This is a genomic window from Pseudomonas sp. C 49-2 (assembly GCF_003970195.1).
GTDB classification, from domain to species: Bacteria; Pseudomonadota; Gammaproteobacteria; order Pseudomonadales; family Pseudomonadaceae; genus Aquipseudomonas; species Aquipseudomonas canadensis.
The window spans coordinates 503,313-526,384 of sequence record NZ_RXYG01000002.1 but is presented as its reverse complement, the minus strand read 5'-3'; the positions used below and the strand labels follow the sequence as shown (position 1 = coordinate 526,384).

Sequence of the window (23,072 nt, the reverse complement as noted above, 5' to 3'; positions counted from 1 at the left end):
AGCCTCGACAATTTTTTGGCCGTCTCCTTGGCAGGGTGCGGCCTTTTTTTTTGTGTAAAACCCATATGAATTTTTGGTTATTAATAAATAGCTTCTTATTCCTTAACGAATATAACACCCGTCCCTATACTGTTCAGCAACGTTAAACGCTGCAGGAGGGCACACCCATGCACAGCGAGTCGATTCGTTATCTGATCGTGCCGGGCTGGCAAGGATCGCCAGAAGATCATTGGCAAAGTCACTGGCAGAACAGCCTGCCCAATAGCGCCCGCGTGGAGCAGGCCGACTGGCTGACCCCGCGTCGCGAAGACTGGGTCGCCGCGCTGGCCGAGGCCATTGCGGCCGACAGCACGCCAGTGATCCTGATCGCCCATAGCCTGGGCTGCATCACCGTGGCGCACTGGGCGGCCACTGCGCCGGTGCAGTTTCTGCGTCAGGTACGCGGCGCCTTGCTGGTGGCGCCGGCCGATGTCGAGCGTCCTGCTTGCTCTCCGGCATTGCGTAATTTCGCGCCGATCCCGACCGATCTGTTGCCGTTTCCCAGTCAGGTGGTCAGTTCCGATAACGACAGTGCCGTCAGCGCACCAAGGGCCCTGGAATTGGCGCGTAACTGGGGTGCCGAAGCGGGCATTCTCTCCGGTGCTGGCCATATCAATGTCAAGTCCGGCCACCAACGCTGGGAGCAGGGATTTGCTTACCTGTACCGCCTGCAAAGTCGCCTTGAGCATCACGCCCGGCGCACTGCCTGAACATTTTTCAACGCCCCGTCCCTTAAGTGGATTTGGGGCGGGAGCCTGCCATGAGTCTGCATGAAACCTACGGCCAGCCCTTGCTGACCTTTCCCGACGCGGAAAAAAGCCCGCTGAGTATCCGCGCCAAGGCGCTGGTGTTTGTCGATCCCCGTTCGCGCCAATTGCGCGAAGACCTCGAGAGCCTCGCGCCGCGCGCCTTGCCCGTATTGATTCGTGGCGAAACCGGTAGTGGTAAAGAGTTGCTGGCGCGGCATATCCACCGTGGCAGCGACCGTACCGGCTTGTTTGTCTCGGTCAATTGCGGTGCGATCAGCCCGACCTATGCCGATGCTGAATTGTTCGGCTACGCCGCCGGTAGCCACAGTGGTGCAGCCAGCAGCCGGGCCGGTTGGTTCGGTTCGGCGAATGGGGGCACCTTGTATCTGGATGAGATTGGCGATTTGCCGTTGCCGATCCAGGTAAAACTATTGGCCGCGCTGGAAAACCACGAAGTCACCCGTGTCGGTGCCCATCAGCCGAGCCCGGTGGATGTGCGCCTGGTCGCCGCCACCAGCATCGACCTGGCTCAGGCCGTGGCGGCCGGCAAGTTCCATGAGCGCCTGTTCCACTATCTGAGCGAAGGTCGGTTGGATTTGCCGGCGCTGCGCGAGCGGGTCGGTGACATCTTGTCCCTGGCCGAATACTTCCTGGGCATCTACAGTCAGCGCCTGGACCTGCCGGTGCCGCTGATCAGCGATGCCGCGCAGCGTGTGCTGGAACACCACAGCTGGCCGGGCAATACCCGTGAGCTGGAAAACGTCATTCACTTCGCGTTGCTGGTGAGCAGCGGCGACGAGATCCTGCCCGAGCATTTGAACCTGCCGGTCGCAGGTTCGCCGTTGGAACAGGTGCAGCGCATTTTCCAGAGTGCCAGCCCCGCCGAGCAGGAAACGCTGCGTAAATTCCTACATGAACAAAATGGAATATCAACGTGAATAAAAGATATTGTTCGGGAATAAAAAATCTAGGTATTGTCCCCTCCACGCCGCGATAGCACTTCGCTGGCACACCTCATAAAAAACGGTCGTCAGAGACGCCCCGGAATTTCGATAAGGACACTGCATGAAAAAGGTTCTGTTGTTTACCGCACTGGCGGCTGCCCTGACTGCAAGCTTCGCCCAGGCCAACGAGAAACTGGTGGTGGCCGCCACCCCGATCCCGCACGCCGAGATCCTCGAACTGGTCAAGCCTACCCTCGCCAAAGAAGGCGTGGACCTGGAAATCAAAGTCTTCACCGACTACGTACAGCCCAACGTACAGGTTGCCGAGAAACGCCTGGACGCCAACTACTTCCAGACCCTGCCGTACCTGGAAAACTTCAACAAGGGCAAGGGTACCAACCTGGTGACTGTGGTCGGCGTGCACGTTGAACCCTTCGGCGGCTACTCGAAAAAGATCAAGAACATTTCTGAGCTCAAAGATGGCGCCACCGTGGCCATCCCGAACGAAGGCTCCAATAGCGGCCGCGCCCTGTTGCTGCTGCAGAAAGCTGGCGTGATCACCCTGAAAGACCCGACCAACGCCCTGGCCACGCCAAAAGACATCAAGGACAACCCCAAGCACCTGAAATTCAAGGAGCTGGAATCGGCCCTGCTGCCACGCGTGCTGGACCAGGTTGACCTGGACCTGATCAACACCAACTACGCCCTGGAAGCTGGCCTGAACCCAGCCAAGGACGCGCTGATCATCGAAGACGCCAAGTCGCCATACGTGAACTTCTTGGTGGCTCGTCCGGACAACAAGGACAGCGATGCTATCCAGAAACTGTCCAAGGCCCTGACCAGCCCGGAAGTCAAAGCGTTCATCGAGAAAAAGTACAACGGCGCGGTAGTGCCTGCGTTCTGATGTAGACAAAACCCCCTTCAAGGTTTGAACGCCGACGGCTGTTACAGCGTCGGCGTTTTTTTATGCTCGGCATTGGAATGCGGTTAAAACTGTGGGAGCTGGCTTGCCTGCGATGGCGGTTTGTCAGCTAATGGCGTGCTGGCTGATCCACCGCTATCGCAGGCAAGCCAGCTCCCACCTTTGTCGGCGGTGTATTTTAGAGAGCGCGGCTATTGATTGCCCGCCGCAACGCCATCAACCACTTCACCAACTCCTGCGGATCCATCGCTTTCACTTCCTTCATGGTTCGATCCCTCGAATCTCAGACCCTCCAACCATAGCTGCCACCCGTCAAACCCGCGAATCCGGGGGTTATCTTTTTGGGTGATATCAATATGCTATTTGGGTATTTAAATTTTCTTTTTTATACCTTTAAAGTTCGCGCTACCCGGCGTTACCCACGCCGGATCGGATTGCGCTCGCTGCATTACCCTTGCGGCGTCATGGACTGGAAATGACCTTCGATTTCGCTTTTATCCTCAGCACGCTCCCGGCGTTTCTGAAAGCCGTGGGCGTGACGCTGCAAGTCGGCCTGATCGCCATTGCCACCTCGATGCTGGTGGCGCTGATCAACGCGGCGCTGCTGGTGTTTCGCACGCCGTACCTGTCGCGCCTGGTGGCGCTCTATGTGGAGCTGGCGCGCAATACGCCGCTGTTGATCCAGCTGTTCTTCGTGTACTTCGCGCTGCCGGCCCTGGGCTTCAATATTTCCGGGTTCTGGGCGGCGATCATTACCATGACTTTCCTCGGCGGCGCCTACCTCACCGAAGTGTTGCGTGCGGGCGTGGAGGCCGTGCCGCTGGCGCAGATCGAGTCGGGCAAGTCCATTGGCCTGTCCGACTGGCAACTGCTGCGCCATGTGATCCTGCCTCAGGCCGGCATCCTCAGCCTGCCGGCGTTGTTCGCCAATTTCATCTTCCTGCTCAAGGAGACCACCGTGGTTTCCGCCGTGGCGGTGCCGGAGATTCTCTACACCACCAAGAGCTACATCGCCCTCTACTACAAGACCTACGAAATGCTCGCCGTGCTGACGTTGATCTGCGTGTTGCTGTTCTTGCCGCTGTCGCTGTTGCTCAGCCGCCTGGAAAGGAGGCTCCAGCATGGCCAGTTCGGGTCTTGAGTTGCTGTGGGTGTCGTTGCCGCAACTGGGCAAGGGCGCTGCGCAAACCCTGTCGATCTCGTTCTTGAGCATCGCGTTCAGCACCATCGGCGGCGTGTTGTATGGCGTGCTGCGCACTTTGAACAACCGGTTGATCAACGCGGTGCTGCGGGTGTACCTGGAGCTGTTCCGCGCGATCCCGGTGTTGGTGTGGTTGTACCTGCTGTTTTTCGGGCTGCCGATTTTCTTCGGCCTGAGCATTCCGAGTTTTTGGTGCGCGGTGCTGGTGCTGTCACTGTGGGGTGCCAGCGAGGTGGGCGAAGTGGTGCGCGGTGCCTTGCATTCGCTGCCACGCGGGCAACGTGAAGCGGGGTTGTCGATTGGTCTCTCGGACCCGCAGCTCTACGGCTACGTGCTGCTGCCCCAAGCCCTGAAACGCATGACGCCGCCGACCATCAACGTCTACACACGCATCATCAAGACCAGCTCCCTGGCGGTGCTGATCGGCGTGGTGGACGTGATCAAGGTCGGCCAGCAAATCATCGAACGCACCTATGAGTCGGTATTGATCTACGGCGTGCTGTTCCTGTTTTTCTTCTTTATCTGCTACCCGTTGTCGGCCGCCTCCAAGGTGCTGGAACGGCGCTGGGCCCAAGCATGAGTGCATTGATCGAGTTCCAGGGTTTCAACAAATTCTTCGGCGAGGCGCAGGTGCTCAAGGGCATCGACCTGAGCGTGCAAAGCGGCGAAGTGCTAGTGATCCTTGGCCCCAGCGGCTGCGGCAAAAGCACCTTGCTGCGTTGCCTCAACGGCCTGGAAGTGGCGCATAGCGGCAGCCTGCGGTTTGCCGGCAAAGAACTTTTGGACAAACACACCGACTGGCGCCAGGTGCGTCAGGACATCGGCATGGTGTTCCAGAGCTACCACCTGTTCCCGCACATGAGCGTGCTCGACAACATTCTGCTCGGTCCACTGAAAGTGCAAAAGCGCGACCCGCGAGAAGCCCGCGAACAGGCCGAGAAACTGTTGGAACGCGTGGGCTTGGCCGACAAGCGCGACGCCTTCCCGCGCCAGCTGTCCGGTGGCCAACAGCAACGCATCGCTATCGTCCGCTCGTTGTGCATGAACCCTCAGGTCATGCTGTTTGACGAAGTCACCGCAGCCCTCGACCCGGAAATGGTCAAGGAAGTGCTGGAAGTGATCCAGGGCCTGGCCCGCGATGGCATGACCTTGCTGATCGTTACCCACGAAATGGCTTTCGCCCGCGCCGTCGCCGACCGCGTGGTGTTCATGGAGGCCGGTCGCATCCTCGAACAAAACACCCCCGAGGCATTCTTTACGAACCCGCAAACCGCACGAGCGCAGCAGTTCCTGGAGAAGTTCTCCTTTGTTTCAACACTGCCCAAGAAAACCAAGGAACTGGAGCTGATATGAAAAAGTTACTGCTGCCACTGTTTGCCGTCGCTCTGCTGGCCGGCTGCGATAAAAAGGCCGAAGAGCCTGTAAAACCTGCCGCTGTCAGTTACATCGATAAGATCAAGGCCCGTGACAAACTGATCGTCGGTGTCTTCACCGACAAACCGCCGTTTGGTTTTGTGAACGAAGCTGGCCGTTACGTAGGCTTCGATACCGACATCGGTCGCCAATTCGCCAAAGACCTGCTGGGCGATGAAAACAAGGTCGAGTTCGTTGCCGTCGAGCCGGCCAGCCGTATTCCGTTCCTGCAAAGCGATAAGGTCGACCTGATCCTCGCCAACATGACCGTGACCCCGGAACGCAAGGAAGCAGTCGACTTCACCAACCCCAACCTGAAAGTCGCGGTGCAGGCCCTGGTACCAAACGACAGCGCGGTAAAAAGCCTGGATGACCTGGCCACCCGCACCACCATCGTCACCACCGGCACCACCGCCGATATCTGGCTGACCAAGAATCACCCGGACTGGAAACTGCTCAAGTTCGAGAAAAACTCCGAGTCGTTGCAGGCGTTGTCTGCCGGCCGTGGTGATGCCTATGCCCAGGACAACCTTGTGCTGTTCAGCTGGGCCAAGCAGAACCCGGGCTACCGTGTGCTGGAAGAAAAGCTGGGTGACGAAGCGCCGATTGCACCCGCGGTGAAGAAGGGCAACATCGAACTGCGTGACTGGGTGAACACCGAGTTGGCGAAGTTGGGCGAGGAGAAATTTCTGCTCAAGCTGTACGACCAGTATGTGCGTAAAGAGCTGAGCGATGACACCAAGCCGGAAAGTGTGATTGTTGAAGGCGGGAAGTGGCAGGGCTGATCAGTTAATTATTGAGTGACTGATCTACCGCTATCGCAGGCAAGCCAGCTCCCACAGTTAAAAGTATTCACACATCAAAACTGTGGGAGCCGGGCTTGCCCGCGATGAGGCCCTGAAGGACACCGCCTATTCTGGCCAATGCCACGCGGGCGCATCCAGAATCCCCTGCCCGACGATCCGCGTTTCCCCCAACACCTTCTCCAACACAATCGAATTGCACCCCTCATCCTGCTGCAACGCCGCAATCAAGCGGCTGGCATGTGACACTACCCACACCTGGCACTGCCGGGAGGCCTGGATAATCAAGCGCGCCAACGCCGGCAGCAAGTCCGGATGCAAACTGGTTTCCGGCTCGTTCAGCACCATCATGGTCGGTGGTCGAGGAGTGAGCAGCGCCGCGATCAGCAGTAAATAACGCAAAGTCCCGTCCGACAGCTCCGCCGCCGACAATGGCCGCAGCAAACCTTCCTGATAAAACTCAATCGCAAAGCGCCCGCCCTGCAAGGGCTCGATATTCAGGCGTGCGCCGGGGAAAGCGTCGCTGACTGCGCGCTGCAATGCCTCGGGATCGCCGATTTCACGAATGGTCTGCAACGCCGCCGCCAGGTCGCGCCCGTCGTGATGTAGCACTGGCGTACGTGTGCCCAGTTGAGGTTGGCGGACCGGCGCGTCGACATCGCTGCGAAAGTGATCATAAAAGCGCCAGCCACGGATGCTTTCGCGCAGCAGCAACACCTCCGGCGAACCGCGCAGGCTGCCAACCTGATCAAACAGGCTGTGGTAGTTCGGCGTGTGCTGGGCCAGCACATCCCAGGCGCGGCCCTCACGCGCCCGCACCATCGGCCCGGAACGCTGCACCAGCAGGCTGGCCGGGCGGTAGATAGGGCCGGCCCAGATGCATTCCTTCTTCACTTCCGGGTCCAGCGAGAAATAGGACAGCGTTTTTTCCGGCAGCCCCAGGGAAATGGCGTAGCTGAAATCTTCCCCGGCAAAGCCCAGGCGCAAGCGTTTGACGCCCTGACGCACGATGGGCTCGACCGGCACCTCACCGCTGCGCATGCGCCGGCTGATGGTCTCCGGCCCGGCCCAGAAGGTCGAATCCAGTCCACCCTCACGGGCCAGCGCATTGATCACCCCGCCCTGGGCGGTTTCCGCCAGCAGGCGCAGGGCGCGGTACAAGTTGGACTTGCCGCTGCCATTGGGGCCGGTGACCAGGTTGAGTCGGTCCAGGGGCACTACCAATTTATTGATCGAGCGGTAATTGGCCACCGCGAGGGTCTTGAGCATGGGCATTCAGTCGGCGTGGGAACCATTGGAGTATGGGAGCCTCCATGCAGATAAGGAACCCTGATCTAAGCTCACAGTCGCATACACACTGGCACGTCGGCATCACGCACAAGGAGCCTGCATGGGCGGTCGCATTTGCACCTATATTTTCGGACTTGGCCTACTCGCGCTGCTGAGCGGCTGTGGCGAGGAAAAGGCTGAGCCCAAGCAGCACTCGCGGGTATTCGTGCAGACCGTGCAGCCGGCGGATTTTGCCGCAGCAGTCACGTTGACCGGCGATATCCAGGCCCGTGTGCAAACCGATCTGTCCTTCCGTGTGGGCGGCAAGATCATCCAGCGCATGGTGGACGTGGGCGATCGCGTCAGCGCCAAGCAAGTGCTGGCCAAGCTCGATCCCAAAGACTTGCAGACCAACGTCGATTCCGCCCAGGCCCAGGTCGTGGCCGAGCAGGCGCGGGTCAAACAGACGGCCGCCGCCTTCGTGCGCCAGGAAAAGCTCCTGCCCAAGGGCTACACCAGCCGCAGCGAATACGATTCCGCCCAGGCCGCGTTGCGCAGCAGCCAGAGTGCCCTGGCCGCCGCCCAGGCCCAACTGGCCAACGCCCGCGAACAGCTTGGCTATACCGCGCTGATCGCTGAAGCGCCGGGAGTGATTACCGCGCGTCAGGCAGAAGTCGGCCAGGTAGTGCAAGCCACCGTGCCGATTTTCAGCCTGGCGCGGGATGGCGAGCGCGATGCGGTGTTCAACGTCTATGAGTCGCTGCTGGTAGAGCCACCGCCGGAGGCGCCGATCACCGTCAGCCTCTTGGATAACCCGAGCATCAAGGCCGTGGGCAAGGTGCGTGAAGTCACGCCTGCCGTGGCCGCCAATACCGGCACCGTGCAGGTGAAGATCGCCCTGCAAGCGCTGCCCAAGGGCATGGAGTTGGGTTCTGTAGTGAGCGCTACCGCCAACGGCCCGGCCAAGGCCAGTATTGAATTGCCTTGGGCCGCGCTCACCAAGGACCTCAGCGAGCCTGCCGTATGGCTGATCGACAGCGACGGCAAGGCGCAATTGCACAAGGTCACGGTGGCGCGTTACCTCACCGGCAAAGTCATCATTGGCGATGGCCTCAAAGGTGGCGAAAAAGTCGTGGTGGCCGGCGGGCAATTGCTGCACCCCGGCATGATCGTCGAGATCGCCCAGCAAGGAGCCCAGCCATGAAGCGCCTGACGGTGTTACTCGCCGCCAGCCTGTTGCTGGTGGCTTGTTCGAAGGAAGAGTCGCCACCCGAACCGGTGCGCCCCGTGCTGTCCATGGAAGTGAAAGCCGAGGACCAGGAAAACCTCGGCCGTTTCGCCGGCACCATCCAGGCCCGCTATGAAAGCAACCTGGGTTTCCGTGTGCCAGGCCGCATTGCTCGCCGCGCCGTGGATGTGGGCGCCGAGGTGGAGAAGGGCGCCTTGCTCGCCGTCCTCGACCCTACCGATCAACAGAACCAATTGCGCGCAGCCCAGGGCGACCTGGCCCGCGTCCAGGCGCAATTCATCAACGCGCAGGCCAACGCCCGGCGCCAGCAGGAACTGTTCAACCGGGGCGTCGGCGCCCAGGCCCAATTGGATATTGCCCAGACCGATCTGAAAACCACCCAGGCCTCTCTCAACCAGGCGCAAGCGTCCGTCAACCAAGCCAAGGACCAACTCAACTACGCCGAACTGCGCACCGACCACGCCGGCATCGTCACGGCCTGGAATGCCGAGGCCGGCCAGGTAGTCAGCGCCGGCCAGCAAGTAGTGACCCTGGCCCGCCCGGACATCAAGGAAGCGGTGATCGACCTGCCCGCCGGCCTGGCCGAGCGCCTGCCCCATGACGTGGTGTTCCTGGTCGCCGGGCAACTGGACCCCAGTGTCAACACCACCGCCATCGTGCGCGAGATCGAACCCCAGGCCCAGAGCGCCACACGCACCCGTCGTGCGCGCCTGACCTTGGCCGAAACACCGCCCGCGTTCCGCCTTGGCACGGCGATCAGCGTGACCTTGAGCACCGCCGTCGCGCCGCGCATCGAAGTGCCCCTGAGTGCCTTGCAGGAGGTCGACGGCAAGACCCGCATCTGGCTGCTCGACACCCAAAGCCAGACCGTGCAACCGCGCGACATCACAGTGATCAGCCGTGACGCCGACAGCGCCTTGCTCAACGGCGGCGTCAAACCCGGCGAGCGTATCGTCACCGCCGGCGTGAACAGCCTTAAGCCTGGGCAAAAAGTCAAAATCGACGAGGACAGCCCGCGATGAAAGGGAGCTTCAACTTATCCGACTGGGCCCTCAAGCATCAGTCCTTCGTCTGGTACCTGATGTTCGTCGCGCTGTTGATGGGCGTGTTCTCGTACATGAACCTGGGTCGCGAGGAAGACCCTTCGTTCACCATCAAGACCATGGTGATCCAGACCCGCTGGCCGGGTGCGACCCAGGAAGAAACCCTCAAGCAGGTCACCGACCGCATCGAGAAAAAACTCGAAGAGCTCGACTCCCTCGACTACGTGAAAAGCTACACCCGGCCGGGCGAGTCCACGGTGTTCGTGTTCCTCAAGGACACCACCAGCGCCAAGGCCATTCCGGAGATCTGGTACCAGGTCCGCAAGAAGATCGACGACATTCGCGGCACCTTCCCCCAGGGTTTGCAGGGGCCGTCGTTCAACGATGAGTTCGGTGACGTGTTCGGCTCGGTGTACGCCTTTACCGGCGACGGCCTGTCGATGCGCCAGTTGCGTGACTATGTGGAGCAGGTGCGCGCCGAGATCCGTTCGGTACCGGGGCTGGGCAAGGTCGAGATGATCGGCCAGCAGGACGAAGTGATTTACCTGAACTTCTCCACGCGCAAACTGGCGGCCCTGGGGATTGACCAGCGCCAGGTGGTGCAGAGCCTGCAATCGCAGAACGCGGTGACACCGGCCGGGGTGATCGAGGCCGGGCCGGAGCGGATTTCCGTGCGCACGTCGGGGCAGTTCGCCTCGGAAAAGGACCTGGCCAACGTCAACCTGCGGCTCAACGACCGCTTCTATCGCCTGGCGGACATTGCCGACATCAGTCGAGGCTATGTCGACCCGGCGCGTCCGATGTTCCGCTTCAACGGCAAGCCGGCAATCGGCCTGGCGATTGCCATGCAGAAGGGCGGCAATATCCAGTCGTTCGGCAAGGCCCTGCACACGCGAATGGACGAACTGACCGCCGACCTGCCGGTGGGCGTTGGCGTGCACAAGGTGTCCGACCAGGCAGAGGTGGTGGAAGAGGCCGTCGGCGGCTTTACCAGCGCGCTGTTCGAAGCGGTAATCATCGTGCTGGTGGTGAGCTTCATCAGCCTGGGCATGCGTGCCGGGTTGGTGGTGGCGTGCTCGATTCCGCTGGTGCTGGCGCTGGTATTCGTGTTCATGGAATACAGCGGCATCACCATGCAGCGGGTGTCGTTGGGCGCGTTGATCATCGCCCTCGGCCTGTTGGTGGATGACGCGATGATCACCGTCGAGATGATGATCACGCGCCTGGAAAAAGGCGAAACCAAGGAGCAGGCGGCGACCTACGCCTACACCTCCACGGCGTTCCCGATGCTCACCGGCACACTGGTGACCGTGGCCGGCTTTGTACCGATCGGCCTCAACGCCAGTTCGGCGGGCGAGTACACCTTCACCCTGTTCGCGGTGATTGCCGTGGCGATGCTGGTGTCGTGGGTGGTGGCGGTGCTGTTTGCGCCGGTAATCGGCGTGCACATCCTCAGTGCCAATGTGAAGCCTCACGATGCTGAGCCGGGGCGGATTGGCCGGGCGTTCAATGGCGGCATGCTGTGGGCCATGCGTAACCGCTGGTGGGCGATTGGCATCACGGTGGCGCTGTTTGTGGCGTCGGTGTTTTCCATGCAGTTCGTGCAGAACCAATTCTTCCCGTCATCGGACCGCCCGGAAATCCTGGTTGACCTGAACCTGCCGCAAAACGCCTCGATCAATGAGACGCGCAAGGCCGTCGACCGCCTGGAAGCGATCATCAAGGACGACCCGGACATTGCACGCTGGAGCACCTACATTGGCCAGGGCGCGATCCGGTTCTACCTGCCCCTCGACCAGCAACTGGAAAACCCCTACTACGCGCAGTTGGTCATCGTGAGCAAGGGCCTGGAAGAGCGCGGCGAATTGATCGCGCGCCTGCAGAAGCGTCTGCGCGATGATTTCGTCGGCATTGGCAGCTTTGTGCAGCCGCTGGAAATGGGCCCGCCGGTAGGTAGGCCGATTCAGTATCGCGTGTCGGGCAAAGACACTGATCAAGTGCGCAAACACGCCATCGAATTGGCGACCTTGCTGGACAAGAACACCCACCTGGGCGAGATCATCTACGACTGGAACGAGCCGGGCAAAGTGCTGCGTATCGACATCGCCCAGGACAAGGCGCGGCAACTGGGGCTGTCGTCGGAAGACGTGGCGCAGTTGATGAACAGCGTGGTCAGCGGTGCCTCGGTGACTCAGGTACACGACGATATCTACCTGATCAATGTCGTTGGCCGCGCCGAAGATGCCGAGCGCGGTACGCCAGAAACCTTGCAGAACCTGCAGATCGTCACGCCTAACGGCACCTCGATTCCGCTGCTGGCGTTCGCCACGGTGCGCTATGAGTTGGAGCAGCCTTTAGTGTGGCGTCGCGACCGTAAACCGACGATCACCATCAAGGCGTCGGTGCGTGATGAGATGCAGCCCACGGACCTGGTGAAACAGCTCAAGCCCGAGATCGACAAATTCAGCGCCGGCCTGCCGGTGGGCTACAAAGTCGCCACCGGTGGCACCGTGGAAGAAAGCGGCAAGGCCCAGGGCCCGATTGCCAGCGTGGTGCCATTGATGCTGTTCCTGATGGCGACGTTCCTGATGATCCAACTGCACAGCGTGCAGAAGATGTTCCTGGTGGCGAGTGTTGCGCCGCTCGGTTTGATTGGCGTGGTGTTGGCGCTGATCCCCACCGGCACGCCCATGGGCTTTGTGGCGATCCTGGGGATCCTGGCGCTGATAGGCATCATCATCCGTAATTCGGTGATTCTGGTGACGCAAATTCATGAGTACGAAGTGGCGGGCTATACGCCGTGGGATGCGGTGGTGGAAGCCACCGAGCATCGACGCCGGCCGATCCTGCTGACGGCGGCGGCGGCGAGCCTGGGCATGATCCCCATCGCCCGTGAGGTGTTCTGGGGGCCGATGGCCTACGCGATGATTGGCGGGATCATCATTGCGACTTTACTTACACTTTTGTTTTTGCCAGCGTTGTACGTGGCTTGGTACAAGATTCGCGAGCCCAAACACGAACAGAGCTGAACATGCCCCACTTCCTGCGCCACGGTTTGTTGATCTGCATCCTGTTGCTGTCGCCCGTGGCTTTGGCCGGCACCGTTCTGGAAAACGCGCTGTGGCGGGTCGAACTCGACCCGGCCACCCTTGCGATCCGCGTGACCCCCAGCGGACAACCGACAATACAAGCTTCCAGCGGCGTAGCGGTGCGTGCTGTCAGTCAGCTTGCACACAGCGACCAACAGGCCGATTGGCAGTGGGATGACGGTGCCTTTCTTGTGAGCGCTACCCTTGAGCAGCGCGACCTGGCGCTGTCCATCCGTGCGCGTGAGCCAGGTGAAATCCCCATTCTTCAACAACCGGCCAGTGCCTTGGGCAAAGGCTTTATGTGGCCTTTGGCCGAAGGGCATTACGTACCCGCCGATAACGTCGTATGGAAAACGTTTCTGCTGGAGCAAGGCGACCTCAATACGACCCAGGATCTCAGCCTGCCGCTTTGGGGTGTCGACCATGGCACGTTTACCCTCAACTGGTTGCTGACCAACCCCTACAACAATCGCCTGCGCTGGCAACAGGACCGGGCGCTGTCCCTGGCCCATGAATTCACCTCGCTCGACCCTGGGGCGCCGATGACCTTGCGGTTGCATCTGGGCGATGGCGATCCTTTGGCCGGCGCCAAGCGCTATCGCCAGTGGTTGGTCGAGCAGGGGCGGTACGAGCCTTTGGCGGACAAGCTGCGCCAGACGCCCGAGGCGCAGAAGTTGCTGGGCGCCAGTCATGTGTACCTGTGGGGCAATGACCTGTTGGCGCTGGAGGATGTGCGGGATTGGCCGCTGCTGCTCAAGCGCTTGCGTGGGCATGAACTCAACGGCTTGCTGGACAAGGAGTCAACCAAGGTACTGGCGCAGACCACGGCGTTGAGTCGTTATGAGCAGGCGGTGCTGCTGCGAGGGCTGAACGCGGCGATCAATAAGAAGGCCCGGCAGAGTTGGCAGGTAGCAGAACCCGATATGACACGGCTCGCTGCGCGCTACGGCGAATTGCGTGGCGAGTTGGCCGTGGACTTTGCCGGCGCCCTCAGTGAAAACCCGTCAGCCTGGGGCAACCCGGTGATTCAATCGCTGAGCAACGCCGGCCTGCCCCGTGTATTGCTGACCCTGGGCGAAGGCTGGGAAGGCGGGCTCTGGCACCCCGAGGCGATTCGCGCCGGGGTCGACGCAGGCTTTCTGATGGCGCCCTACGACTCCTATGAAACCGCGTTATCCGCCACGGAAAACCCCGACTGGACCACCGCCCACCTTGGCGGCAATGCCTACCGCGACTGCGCGATTGTGTTGAAGAGCGGCAAGCTCAAGACCGGTTTTCAGCAGTCCGGGCACTACACCGACCCACGCTGTGTACGGCCGTTGCTGGAAGCGCGCGTGCAGGCCGTCCAAGCCAAGGCCGGCTTTAACGCCTGGTTCCTGGATGCCTACGCCACCAGCATGGTGTTTGACAGCTACCGCGACAGTGCGCCGATGACCCAGGCGCAAAACGCCGAAGGCAACATCGATGCCTCCCGCTGGATCAATACCGCGCTCAAGTTGCCCACAGGTTCTGAAGACGGCAACGCCATCACAGCCCAAAGCATTCTGTTTGCCCATGGTATGCAGACGCCGGTGATGGGCTGGGGTGACCACGCGATGACCAAGGACAAGCAGTCACCCTATTACGTCGGTAACTGGTTCCCGCCGGAGCAGCCGGCGGTGTTCTTCAAGCCGGTGCCGCTGAAGGAACCGTTTCGCACGCTGTACTTTGAGCCGAGCATGCGCTTGCCGCTGTATCAGGCGGTGTTCCATGGCTCGGTGATCACGACCCATCACTGGTTGTTCGATAGCCTGAAACTGAGCAATGTGCAGGTAGAAAACGAGCTGACCCAACTGCTCTACAATGTACCGCCGCTGTATCACTTGAGTGCTGCGACCTTGAAGCAGCGACTGCCACTGATCCACCGCCAGGACGCCTTTTTCCGCCCACTGCATCAGCGTTTGGCCACGCAGGAACTGACCGGGTTTCGTTGGCTGACAGCGGATCGGTTGGTGCAGGAAACCACGTTTGCCGATGGAACACGGTTGGTGGCGAATTTTTCCAGTGAGGAAAAAGCAGGGTATGCCGCTCGGAGTGTGACGGCGCTACTGAAGGGTGAAAAAGCCGAGGTATATCAGGTGAAATAACCTGTGGCGAGGGAGCACGCTCCCTCGCCACAAAATGCGGTCAGGGTTTGCGCCAGACGCTGGCCAGCCAAGGCTGCTGGTCACGAGGCAGCCCGGCGGGGCGGTAGTAGTGTTCCAATTCGACAAAACCTGCGGCGGTGAGCAACGTTTGCCACGCCTCCAGGTCGTGATAAGACCCATACCGCGGCCCATTCCAGCCCTCCTGATTCTCGCCCCGAGGATTGGAGCTGAACAGCACGCCCCCAGGCTTCAACGCCCCCTGCAACTGCTTGAGCACGCGCGGCAATTCCTGCTTGGGGATATGAAACAGCACCGCGTTGGCGAAGATCCCATCGAAGCGCTCGGCGGGCAGATCCAGCTTGAGGAAGTCCTGCTGCAACACTTCGCAGCCGCTGTCTTCCCGCGCCATCTGCGCAAATCGCTCAGAGCCATCGAGCCCGACGGCGATATGGCCCATGCGCGTAAAAGTCTGCAAATCACGGCCCGGCCCGCAGCCGAAGTCCAGCACGGTAAACGGCGCCGTGCCGTGGATGTGCCGCAGCAGCGCGTCGATGTTCTGGCTCACATCGTGGTCGCGCGTGCCTTCACGGAAGTCCTCGGCCACCTTGTTGTAGTGGCCGAGGGTGGTGGACGTGATCTGGTCGAGGTCGTCGGGCTTGAGGGTCATGGTGGGCAATACCGGGCACTGAGATGGCCCGACTATACCTCACCTCTTGTTCAGCACTCGGGCCAGGCGATCACCACCGAGTTGAATCACTGCCACCAGAATCACCAGCAGCACGATCACGGTCAGCATGATCTGCGTATCGAAACGCTGATAGCCGTAGCGGTAGGCGATATCACCCAGGCCGCCCGCGCCAATCGCGCCCGCCATGGCCGACGAGTTGATCATGGTGACCAGCGTGATGGTGAACCCGCCGACAATCCCCGGCAGCGCTTCCGGCAGCAGGACATGCCAGATGATGTGCCAGCGACGGCAGCCCATGGCTTGCGCAGCCTCGATCAGACCGTGGTCGACTTCGCGCAGGCTCACCTCGGCGATCCGCGCGAAAAACGGCGTGGCGGCTATGGTCAGCGGCACGACGGCGGCCCATACGCCATAGGTGGTGCCGACGATCAGCCGGGTGAACGGGATCAACGCCACCATCAGGATCAGGAACGGAATCGAGCGGAACAGATTGACGAACGCCCCCAGCACGCGGTTAAGCGCCGGTGCCTGGTAGATGCCGCCTTTGTCGCTGGTCACCAGGAACACCGCCAGCGGAATCCCCACCAGCAACGCAATCAGCGACGACACGCCGACCATCAATAAGGTGTCGATGGCGCCCTGCACTAAACGATCAAACCACATAGCCCAACACCTCCGCCTGTTGTGCCCAATTGCCAGCGCGGTTGCGCAGCTCGTCGGCATTGTGGGGCGAGCCACTCACCGCCAGCAGCAGTTGCCCGAGGGCATGTCCCTGGATGCGTTCCACGCCGCCTTGCAGCAAACGCACGCGCCCGCCGAGGGCGCTGAACAGCGCAGCCAGGTCCGGCTCGTCGGTGTCGCTGCCGGTGAACTGCAAGCGCAGCACCACGGCGGCGTCGGCGGATGCCGGTGTGGCCTGCAAACGGCTCTGCAATTCATCCGGCAGCCCGTGTTGCAGCGGCGCCAGCAGGGTTTTGCTGACGTCATGCTGCGGGTTGCCGAACACTTGCCACACCGGGCCTTGTTCAACGATATGCCCGTGTTCCAACACCACCACGCGGTCGCAGATTTCGCGGATTACTGCCATCTCATGGGTAATCAATACGATGGTCAAACCCAGGCGCTTGTTGATCTCGCGCAGCAGGCCGAGGATCGACTGGGTGGTTTCCGGATCCAGGGCCGACGTTGCCTCGTCACACAGCAGAATCTGCGGGTCGTGCACCAGCGAACGGGCGATACCCACGCGTTGCTTTTGCCCACCGGACAGCTGCGCCGGGTAAGACTTGTGTTTGTCCTGCAAGCCCACCAGCTCCAACAACTCGCGTACCTTTTGCTCGCGTTGCAGCTTCGGCACGCCCGCCACTTTCAACGGCAACTCGACGTTCTGCCACACCGTCTTGGCCGACATCAGGTTGAAGTGCTGGAAGATCATGCCGATGCGCCGACGCAGTTCCACCAGGCGGTCTTCATCGAAGCCGCCGATGTCCACCTGATCGATCAGCACGCGCCCGCTGCTGGGTTGCTCCAAGCGGTTGATGGTGCGGATCAGCGACGACTTGCCGGCACCGCTGCGTCCGATGATCCCGAACACTTCACCGCGCTGGATCGCCAGGTCGATGCCTTGCAAGGCATGTACGCTGCCGTCGTAGGTCTTGCCCAAGTTGATAAAGCGCACATGGGCACGGTTCAGGTCAGGGTGCAGCTCGGTCTGCTCGGCGTCCCTGGGCGGCAGGCCCAGGTCGCGCAGTTGGGCGTTGGCGGCGGTCATTTTTTATCTTCCCAGCCGACCTGGTAGAGCTTGCCCAGGGATTTATCCAGCGCAGCGCGCACGACCGGCGAATGTTGGTAGATGTCGACGAACTTGATCACCCGTGGGTCGGTTTTGCTTTTCGGCTGGATCACGAACTGGATCACGTATTCCGGGTGGTCGAGGCCGTCGAACAGCAGTGCCGCCTCGGCATCGAAGGTCTTGGACAGGCGGATATACGCTGGGTAGCCCTGCACCAGGTCGGCGTCGTCATAGGCGCGTACCAGCTGCACGGCCTCAACCTGCAGGATTTTGATCTTCTTCGGATTGGAAACGATGTCCTCTTCGGTGGCTTTGTAGCCCACGCCCGGCTTGAGGGTGATCAGCCCGGCCTTGGCCAGCAATTGCAGGCCGCGACCGCTGTTGATCGGGTCGTTGGCAATCGCCACGCTGGCGCCTTGGGGCAGGTCGTTGATGCTCTTGTACTTCTTCGAATACAGGCCGACGTTGTTGATGATCCCCGGCGCGTACGGCACCAGGTCAAAACCGGCGGCGGCCTTGGCGTTTTCCAGGAACGGGATGTGCTGGAAGTAGTTCACGTCGATATCGCCGGCCGCGAGGCTGACGTTCGGCGCGATCCAGTCGGTGAATTCCACCAGCTCGACCTTCAGGCCTTGCTTGCCGGCTTCGGCCACGGCGGCTTCAAGAGGAATCGCAAAGGCCGCAGTGGTGCCGATTTTCAACGGCGCATCGGCGGCGAACACCGCCGAACTGAACAATCCGAAAGCCAGGGCCAGTGCTTTGACTGGGTGGGTGAGGAGCGTCTTTTTCATAATGGTTTTCCAGTCATAAGGTGTCGTTGTTAATAACGCGATCAACTGTGGGAGCCGGCTTGCCGGCGATAGCGGTCTGTCTGATCTACCGCCATCGCCGGCAAGCCGGCTCCTACAGGGGTCAGTGGCGGTAGGTGGATCCGGTGTGTTGTTCGGGCAGGCGAGCCGTGCCGTGAAAGACTTTTTCCCTCAGCGTGCCGGTCTCATAGGCGGTCTTGTACGAGCCACGGCGCTGCAACTCCGGCACCACCAGGTCGATGAAGTCCACGTAGCTTTCCGGTGTGACGATGCGTGTGAGGTTGAAGCCGTCCAGGCCGGTTTCGCTGATCCAGGATTCCAGCTCGTCGGCGACCTGCTCTGGTGAGCCGACCAAGGTGATGTAGCGGCCACCGAGGGCGTGCTGTTCCAGCAACTTGCGCCGGGTCCAGTCGTTGTTCTGCAGGTTCTTGGTGGCCGATTGGATCGCGTTGCTTTTCACGTACTGGATCGGTTCGTCCAGCTCGTACTGGGCGAAATCAATCGCAGTAGACGCCGAGAAATGCGCCACGCCCGCCTCCGGACTGGCGTAGCTCAGGTACTCGGCGTGCTTCTCCCAGGCCAGCGCTTCGGTGGCGCCCACGATCACGTTGAGGCCCATGAACACCTTGATGTCATCCGGGTTGCGTCCGGCTTGCAGGGCGCTGGCGCGTACCTTGTCCACTTGGACCTTGGTCGCTGCCTGGTTCTGCCCGCTGATAAACACGCACTCGGCATGCCGGCCGGCGAACAGCAATCCCCGATCCGAACTGCCGGCCTGGAACAGCACTGGCGTACGTTGCGGCGAGGGCTCGCACAGGTGATAACCCTCCACCTGGTAGAACTCGCCGTGGTGCTCGACCTTGTGCACCTTGCCCGGCTGCGCATACACCCGCGCCTGCGGATCGTTGAGCACCGCGCCGTCTTCCCAGCTGCCTTCCCAGAGCTTGTACAGCACCTCCAGGTACTCGTCGGCTTGGTCGTAGCGACGGTCATGCTCGACCTGCTCGGTCAGGCCCATGGCCTTGGCGGCGCTGTCGAGGTAGCCGGTGACGATGTTCCAGCCGACCCGGCCACGGCTCAGGTGATCCAGCGTGGACATGCGCCGGGCGAACAGATACGGCGGCTCGTAGGTGAGGTTGGCGGTGAGGCCGAAGCCGAGGTTTTGGGTGACGGCCGCCATGGCCGAGACCAACAGCAACGGGTCATTCACCGGCAGCTGGATCGACTCTTTGAGCGGTACGTCTATCGAGTTCTGATAAACGTCATACACGCCGACGATATCGGCGATGAATAAACCATCGAACAGCCCGCGTTCCAGCGTCTTGGCCAGCTCGGTCCAGTACTCAATGGTCTTGTATTGGGTGGACGTGTCCCGTGGATGGGTCCACAGGCCGTGGTTGATGTGCCCGATGCAATTCATGTTGAAGGCATTGAGCAAGATTTTCTTCTTAGCCATTAGATGGTCCCCCGCAGCGGTGGGTTTTCATCGTTGAGGTAGTAATTGCCCACCGCGTGGTACTTCCAACGCACCGGGTCGTGCAGGGTGTGCACGCGGGCGTTGCGCCAGTGGCGATCCAGACCGTGCTCGGCCAGGGTCGCCTGGCTGCCGGCGAGTTCGAACAAGGTGCTGCCGGCGGCCAGGGAAATTTCGGTACTCAAGGCGCGTACTTCAGCGACGGCGATCGAGGCGGCCGCAACCGTCTCGGCATTGCTGTCGGCCTGGGCGCGGTCGAGGAATTCACCCGAGCGCTCCAGCAGCGCCTCGGCGGCGTGGAGGCGGATGCTCAGGTGCCCGAAGCTTTTCAGGGTCAGAGGGTCTTCGGTGGCTTTGTCGTTGCCGGAGTCGATCCACGGGCGGGTCTTGGTGCGCACAAAGTGCAACGCATCCTCAAAGGCCGCACGCGCGATGCCTGTGTCGATGGCGGCGTGAAGGATCTGCGCCAGGGGGCCGACGGTTGTGGGGCGTTCAAAGGCGCTCTGGAACGGGATCACGTCTTGCGCGGCGACCCACACGTTGTCGAACACTACCGACCCGCTGCCGGTGGTGCGCTGGCCGAAGCCGCTCCAGTCGTCGATCACGCTCAGGCCTTCGCTATCGCGCGGCACAAAGGCGAGTTGCTGCACGCCCTGTTCATCCACCACCGACGTGGGGATGCGTTGGGCGTAGATCGCGCCGGTGGAGTAGAACTTGCGACCGCTGATACGGAAACCGTCACCGTCGCGGGTGATGGAGGTCACGCGGTCGTGAGCGGTCTTGGTGCCCAGTTCCGCCAACGCGTTGCCGAAGCGTTGGCCGGCGAGGACTTCGGCGTAAAGGCGTTTTTGCTGCGCCGGGCTGCCGTTTACGCGCAGCACTTCCAATGCATAAAAATGGTTCTGAGGAATCTGGCCCAGGGAAGCATCCGCCTGGGCGATCAGTGCAATGACCTTGGCCAGGGTGACGTTGGACACACCCGCGCCACCGTACTCCTTGGGCACGCTGATACCCCACAGTCCGGAGCGCGAGAATACATCCAGCTCAGGCAGCGGCAGGCGGCGCTCGCGGTCGCGCTGGGCGCTGTCGCGGCGGAAGTCTTCGGCCAGGTCGCTGGCGACAATAAGGGCTTGTTCGTCGCTGGTGATAACCGCGACGTGAGTAGAGACAGTCATTGTGTTCTCCAGAGGTCTGGTCGGTTAAATCCAGGAGTGACGAGCCGGCAACGTGCCGTTCAGTCGATAGGCGCCGATGGCGTGATATTTCCAGCGCACCGGGTCGTGCAGGGTGTGCACGCGGGCGTTGCGCCAGTGGCGGTCGAGGTTGAATTCGGCGAGGGTCGCGCGGCTACCGGCCAGCTCGAAGAGTTTTTCGCTGACCAGCAGCGATACCTCGGTCGTCAGCACCTTGGCCTCGGCCACGGCAATCGACGCACGGGCCGCAGACTGCGCGGTGATCGGCGCAGCGCTGACCTGGTCCAGCACCTGGCCGGCCTTGCGCAGCAGGGCTTCGGCGGCGTGCAGTTCGATTTTCAGCTTGCCGATATCGGCGATCACATACAGGTCATCGCTGGCGCGTTCGACCTTGGCATCGATCCATGGGCGTGAGCGTTCACGTACGAAGGCGATGGTGTCATCCAGCGCACCGCGTGCGATGCCGGCGTCGATGGCTGCCTGGATCAATTGGGATACGGCGCCCTGGATATTCGGGGTTTCGCCGATGCGCCAGTTTTCCACGACCAACTCGGCATCGACCGGCACCTGGTCCAGCAACACGGTGCCGCTGGCGGTGGTGCGTTGGCCAAAGCCGGACCAGTCATCGACGATGCGCAGGCCGTCGGCACCCCGACGCACGAAGGCCATGACCTGCTTGCCGTCATCGTTGAGTGCCTTGACCGCAACCCAGTGGGCGAAGAGCGCACCGGTGGAATAGAACTTTTGGCCGCTGATCACATAGCCGTCACCCTCAGCGGTGATGCGCGCCTTGAGTTCCAGGGTGTTTTTGGTGCCGCGTTCCGGGCCGCCATTGCCGATGCGCCAGCCGTCGAGGACGCTCTGGAACAGGTGTTTTTTCTGGCGATCGGTGGCGGCGCCCTGCAACAGGTGCAGGATGCCGAAATGGTTCTGCGGGATCTGCCCGAGGGCTGGGTCTGCCGCACTGATGATCGCGAACACATCGGCCAGGGTCACGAAAGACACCTGTGGGCCGCCGTATTCACGGGGAATGGAAATACTGCCCAACCCACTGCGGGTGAACTGTTCGATCTGTGCCCATGGCAGCTTGCGTTGCTGGTCGCGCTTGGCGGCTTGCAGGCGCGCAGCCTGGGCGAGTTCATGGGCAGCCTTCAGCGCCTCTGCATCGTTGCGCAGCACGGCGGCTGGCAACAGCAGGGGGGCAATGTCCAGATCGCTCTGGGGGGGTGTTTGAGCCAAGTTAGACATCAGCGCCGCTCCTTGGCTGCACGTAATGCCCTGGCGTTGTGCACCGGGGTAATCCTGACCATACCGACCTCGCATTCAATGAAATAAAAACAGAAAAATCAGCGATGTCCGGTGGTCCGGTGCATATACCCTAAGCGTGTTAAATATTTAAATAAACTAACTTTTGGGAATATGCATAGAAGGTCTGTCACCCAGGCTCGCAGGGCGATCCCAGTGGACGCGGTTGATAGGTCAGCGCCGCCCCGGCCTGGCGGGGCGGCGCCTCGGCGGCAATGCGTAATGTCCGGGCGGGCGCCCAGCGTGAGTTGTTGCCGACGCGATCCAGAATGCAGTACGTCACCTCCAACCGACAGTCGTCGCCGGCTTCGGTGATGATCGAGGAGGGCACCCATACCTGCACCGCCAGGCCGATCTCAAGGGCCTGGATCTTCGGCAGGTCCAGGCGCACATCGCCCCAGCGCAGGGTGATCGCATCGCCAGTGTCCATGTTCAGGTAGGGCGCGATGGTCAGCGGGATACCGCGCCGCACCTGGCTGGCGTTGACGCCGAAGCGGCGGATGGTGTCGGGCAACCCCACGGGGGCGAGGTTCTGGTTTTCGTCGCGGTACAGGGGCGAAGGCTGGCCGCCCGGGCAACAGGTCTTCACACGTACTCGCCTGACTGCAGAGCGGGCCGCGCAGTGGCCGACTTGCATCACCTGGTAATGCACCCGGGCCGGGCCATCCAGAACGAAACTCTCCGGCACCCGCAGGTGAGTGAACGCGCCGACCCTACAGGCGGTTATCCGACGCGAAGCGGCAAAACAGTTATTCCAGAACAGCTCAATCAAGTCGCCTTCGTCCATGCCGGGATAGGGTGCGATGTCGACCTGCAGGTGGGTGGCGGCCAGGGCATTGATGCCATCGCCGATGGCCTGGGGCAGTGTCGGGGCGGTGAGCAGGGGGTGTGTCATAAATAATCTCCTTGATGCAGCCAGCAGCAATCGCTCCGGCCCCTTGGCGCAGGCAAGCGCGGTGGGCCGAAC

Annotated in this window: 20 protein-coding genes; 11 read left to right on the top strand and 9 right to left on the bottom strand. The window is 61.4% G+C overall.

Going from position 1 to position 23,072, the window contains the following annotated elements:
* Positions 1 to 167 precede the first annotated feature (167 nt).
* From EJ576_RS05905 to EJ576_RS05875, 7 genes are all read left to right on the top strand, one after another.
* Positions 168 to 749, top strand: a complete 582-nt coding sequence (locus EJ576_RS05905; protein WP_016975008.1) for an alpha/beta hydrolase — start codon at positions 168 to 170, stop codon at positions 747 to 749.
* Between the two features lie 50 nt (positions 750 to 799).
* On the top strand, positions 800 to 1,726 hold the full coding sequence (locus tag EJ576_RS05900) for a sigma 54-interacting transcriptional regulator (RefSeq protein ID WP_028615271.1): 927 nt from the start codon (positions 800 to 802) through the stop codon (positions 1,724 to 1,726).
* 127 nt (positions 1,727 to 1,853) lie between these two features.
* Positions 1,854 to 2,636 (top strand): MetQ/NlpA family ABC transporter substrate-binding protein, encoded by a 783-nt coding sequence (locus EJ576_RS05895; RefSeq protein WP_028615272.1) that lies wholly within the window; start codon positions 1,854 to 1,856, stop codon positions 2,634 to 2,636.
* Between the two features lie 493 nt (positions 2,637 to 3,129).
* Positions 3,130 to 3,795 carry an amino acid ABC transporter permease gene (locus EJ576_RS05890; RefSeq protein WP_123475361.1) on the top strand — a complete coding sequence of 222 codons (666 nt, stop codon included), beginning with the start codon at positions 3,130 to 3,132 and terminating at the stop codon, positions 3,793 to 3,795.
* Positions 3,776 to 4,435 carry an amino acid ABC transporter permease gene (locus tag EJ576_RS05885; RefSeq protein ID WP_016975004.1) on the top strand — a complete coding sequence of 220 codons (660 nt, stop codon included), beginning with the start codon at positions 3,776 to 3,778 and terminating at the stop codon, positions 4,433 to 4,435. Before EJ576_RS05890 ends, EJ576_RS05885 begins: the two co-directional genes overlap by 20 nt.
* Positions 4,432 to 5,208 (top strand): amino acid ABC transporter ATP-binding protein, encoded by a 777-nt coding sequence (locus EJ576_RS05880; protein WP_068937730.1) that lies wholly within the window; start codon positions 4,432 to 4,434, stop codon positions 5,206 to 5,208. Before EJ576_RS05885 ends, EJ576_RS05880 begins: the two co-directional genes overlap by 4 nt.
* Positions 5,205 to 6,053, top strand: a complete 849-nt coding sequence (locus tag EJ576_RS05875) for a transporter substrate-binding domain-containing protein (RefSeq protein ID WP_068937731.1) — start codon at positions 5,205 to 5,207, stop codon at positions 6,051 to 6,053. The genes EJ576_RS05880 and EJ576_RS05875 overlap by 4 nt, the downstream gene beginning before the upstream one ends.
* 126 nt (positions 6,054 to 6,179) lie before the next feature.
* Here the strand turns inward: EJ576_RS05875 and EJ576_RS05870 are convergent, their stop codons facing one another.
* Entirely contained in the window at positions 6,180 to 7,340 is a 1,161-nt protein-coding gene (locus tag EJ576_RS05870) for an AAA family ATPase (RefSeq protein ID WP_123475477.1), read from the bottom strand.
* A gap of 121 nt (positions 7,341 to 7,461) precedes the next feature.
* Here EJ576_RS05870 and EJ576_RS05865 point away from each other — a divergent pair, with 121 nt between their 5' ends.
* The 4 genes from EJ576_RS05865 to EJ576_RS05850 are packed head-to-tail and all read left to right on the top strand — an operon-like array spanning position 7,462 to position 14,847.
* A complete protein-coding gene (locus EJ576_RS05865; RefSeq protein WP_122730284.1) occupies positions 7,462 to 8,544 on the top strand; it encodes an efflux RND transporter periplasmic adaptor subunit in 1,083 nt (360 codons plus the stop codon).
* A complete protein-coding gene (locus tag EJ576_RS05860) occupies positions 8,541 to 9,611 on the top strand; it encodes an efflux RND transporter periplasmic adaptor subunit (RefSeq protein ID WP_126569772.1) in 1,071 nt (356 codons plus the stop codon). The genes EJ576_RS05865 and EJ576_RS05860 overlap by 4 nt, the downstream gene beginning before the upstream one ends.
* On the top strand, positions 9,608 to 12,661 hold the full coding sequence (locus EJ576_RS05855; protein ID WP_016974998.1) for an efflux RND transporter permease subunit: 3,054 nt from the start codon (positions 9,608 to 9,610) through the stop codon (positions 12,659 to 12,661). The genes EJ576_RS05860 and EJ576_RS05855 overlap by 4 nt, the downstream gene beginning before the upstream one ends.
* Positions 12,662 to 12,663: 2 nt before the next feature.
* On the top strand, positions 12,664 to 14,847 hold the full coding sequence (locus EJ576_RS05850; RefSeq protein ID WP_126569770.1) for a glycoside hydrolase: 2,184 nt from the start codon (positions 12,664 to 12,666) through the stop codon (positions 14,845 to 14,847).
* Positions 14,848 to 14,887: 40 nt separating this feature from the next.
* Here EJ576_RS05850 and EJ576_RS05845 read toward each other — a convergent pair whose 3' ends face one another.
* From EJ576_RS05845 to EJ576_RS05810, 8 genes are all read right to left on the bottom strand, one after another.
* The gene (locus tag EJ576_RS05845; protein ID WP_122730290.1) at positions 14,888 to 15,514 is read right to left on the bottom strand and encodes a bifunctional 2-polyprenyl-6-hydroxyphenol methylase/3-demethylubiquinol 3-O-methyltransferase UbiG; all 627 of its coding nucleotides are present in this window, start codon (positions 15,512 to 15,514) and stop codon (positions 14,888 to 14,890) included.
* 39 nt (positions 15,515 to 15,553) lie between these two features.
* Complete coding sequence (locus EJ576_RS05840; RefSeq protein WP_016974994.1) at positions 15,554 to 16,198, bottom strand: methionine ABC transporter permease; 645 nt, start codon at positions 16,196 to 16,198, stop codon at positions 15,554 to 15,556.
* Positions 16,188 to 17,303: a methionine ABC transporter ATP-binding protein gene (locus EJ576_RS05835; protein ID WP_126569768.1), complete on the bottom strand. Its 1,116-nt coding sequence runs from the start codon at positions 17,301 to 17,303 to the stop codon at positions 16,188 to 16,190. The genes EJ576_RS05840 and EJ576_RS05835 overlap by 11 nt, the downstream gene beginning before the upstream one ends.
* Positions 17,300 to 18,115, bottom strand: coding sequence for a MetQ/NlpA family ABC transporter substrate-binding protein (locus tag EJ576_RS05830; RefSeq protein WP_126569766.1), 816 nt, complete (start codon positions 18,113 to 18,115; stop codon positions 17,300 to 17,302). The genes EJ576_RS05835 and EJ576_RS05830 overlap by 4 nt, the downstream gene beginning before the upstream one ends.
* A gap of 121 nt (positions 18,116 to 18,236) precedes the next feature.
* Entirely contained in the window at positions 18,237 to 19,589 is a 1,353-nt protein-coding gene (locus EJ576_RS05825; protein WP_126569764.1) for an LLM class flavin-dependent oxidoreductase, read from the bottom strand.
* Positions 19,589 to 20,782, bottom strand: a complete 1,194-nt coding sequence (locus EJ576_RS05820) for an SfnB family sulfur acquisition oxidoreductase (protein ID WP_028615288.1) — start codon at positions 20,780 to 20,782, stop codon at positions 19,589 to 19,591. The genes EJ576_RS05825 and EJ576_RS05820 overlap by 1 nt, the downstream gene beginning before the upstream one ends.
* Positions 20,783 to 20,806: 24 nt before the next feature.
* The gene (locus EJ576_RS05815; RefSeq protein ID WP_122730300.1) at positions 20,807 to 22,048 is read right to left on the bottom strand and encodes an SfnB family sulfur acquisition oxidoreductase; all 1,242 of its coding nucleotides are present in this window, start codon (positions 22,046 to 22,048) and stop codon (positions 20,807 to 20,809) included.
* Positions 22,049 to 22,235: 187 nt separating this feature from the next.
* A complete protein-coding gene (locus EJ576_RS05810; protein ID WP_126569763.1) occupies positions 22,236 to 23,000 on the bottom strand; it encodes a hypothetical protein in 765 nt (254 codons plus the stop codon).
* Positions 23,001 to 23,072 lie beyond the last annotated feature (72 nt).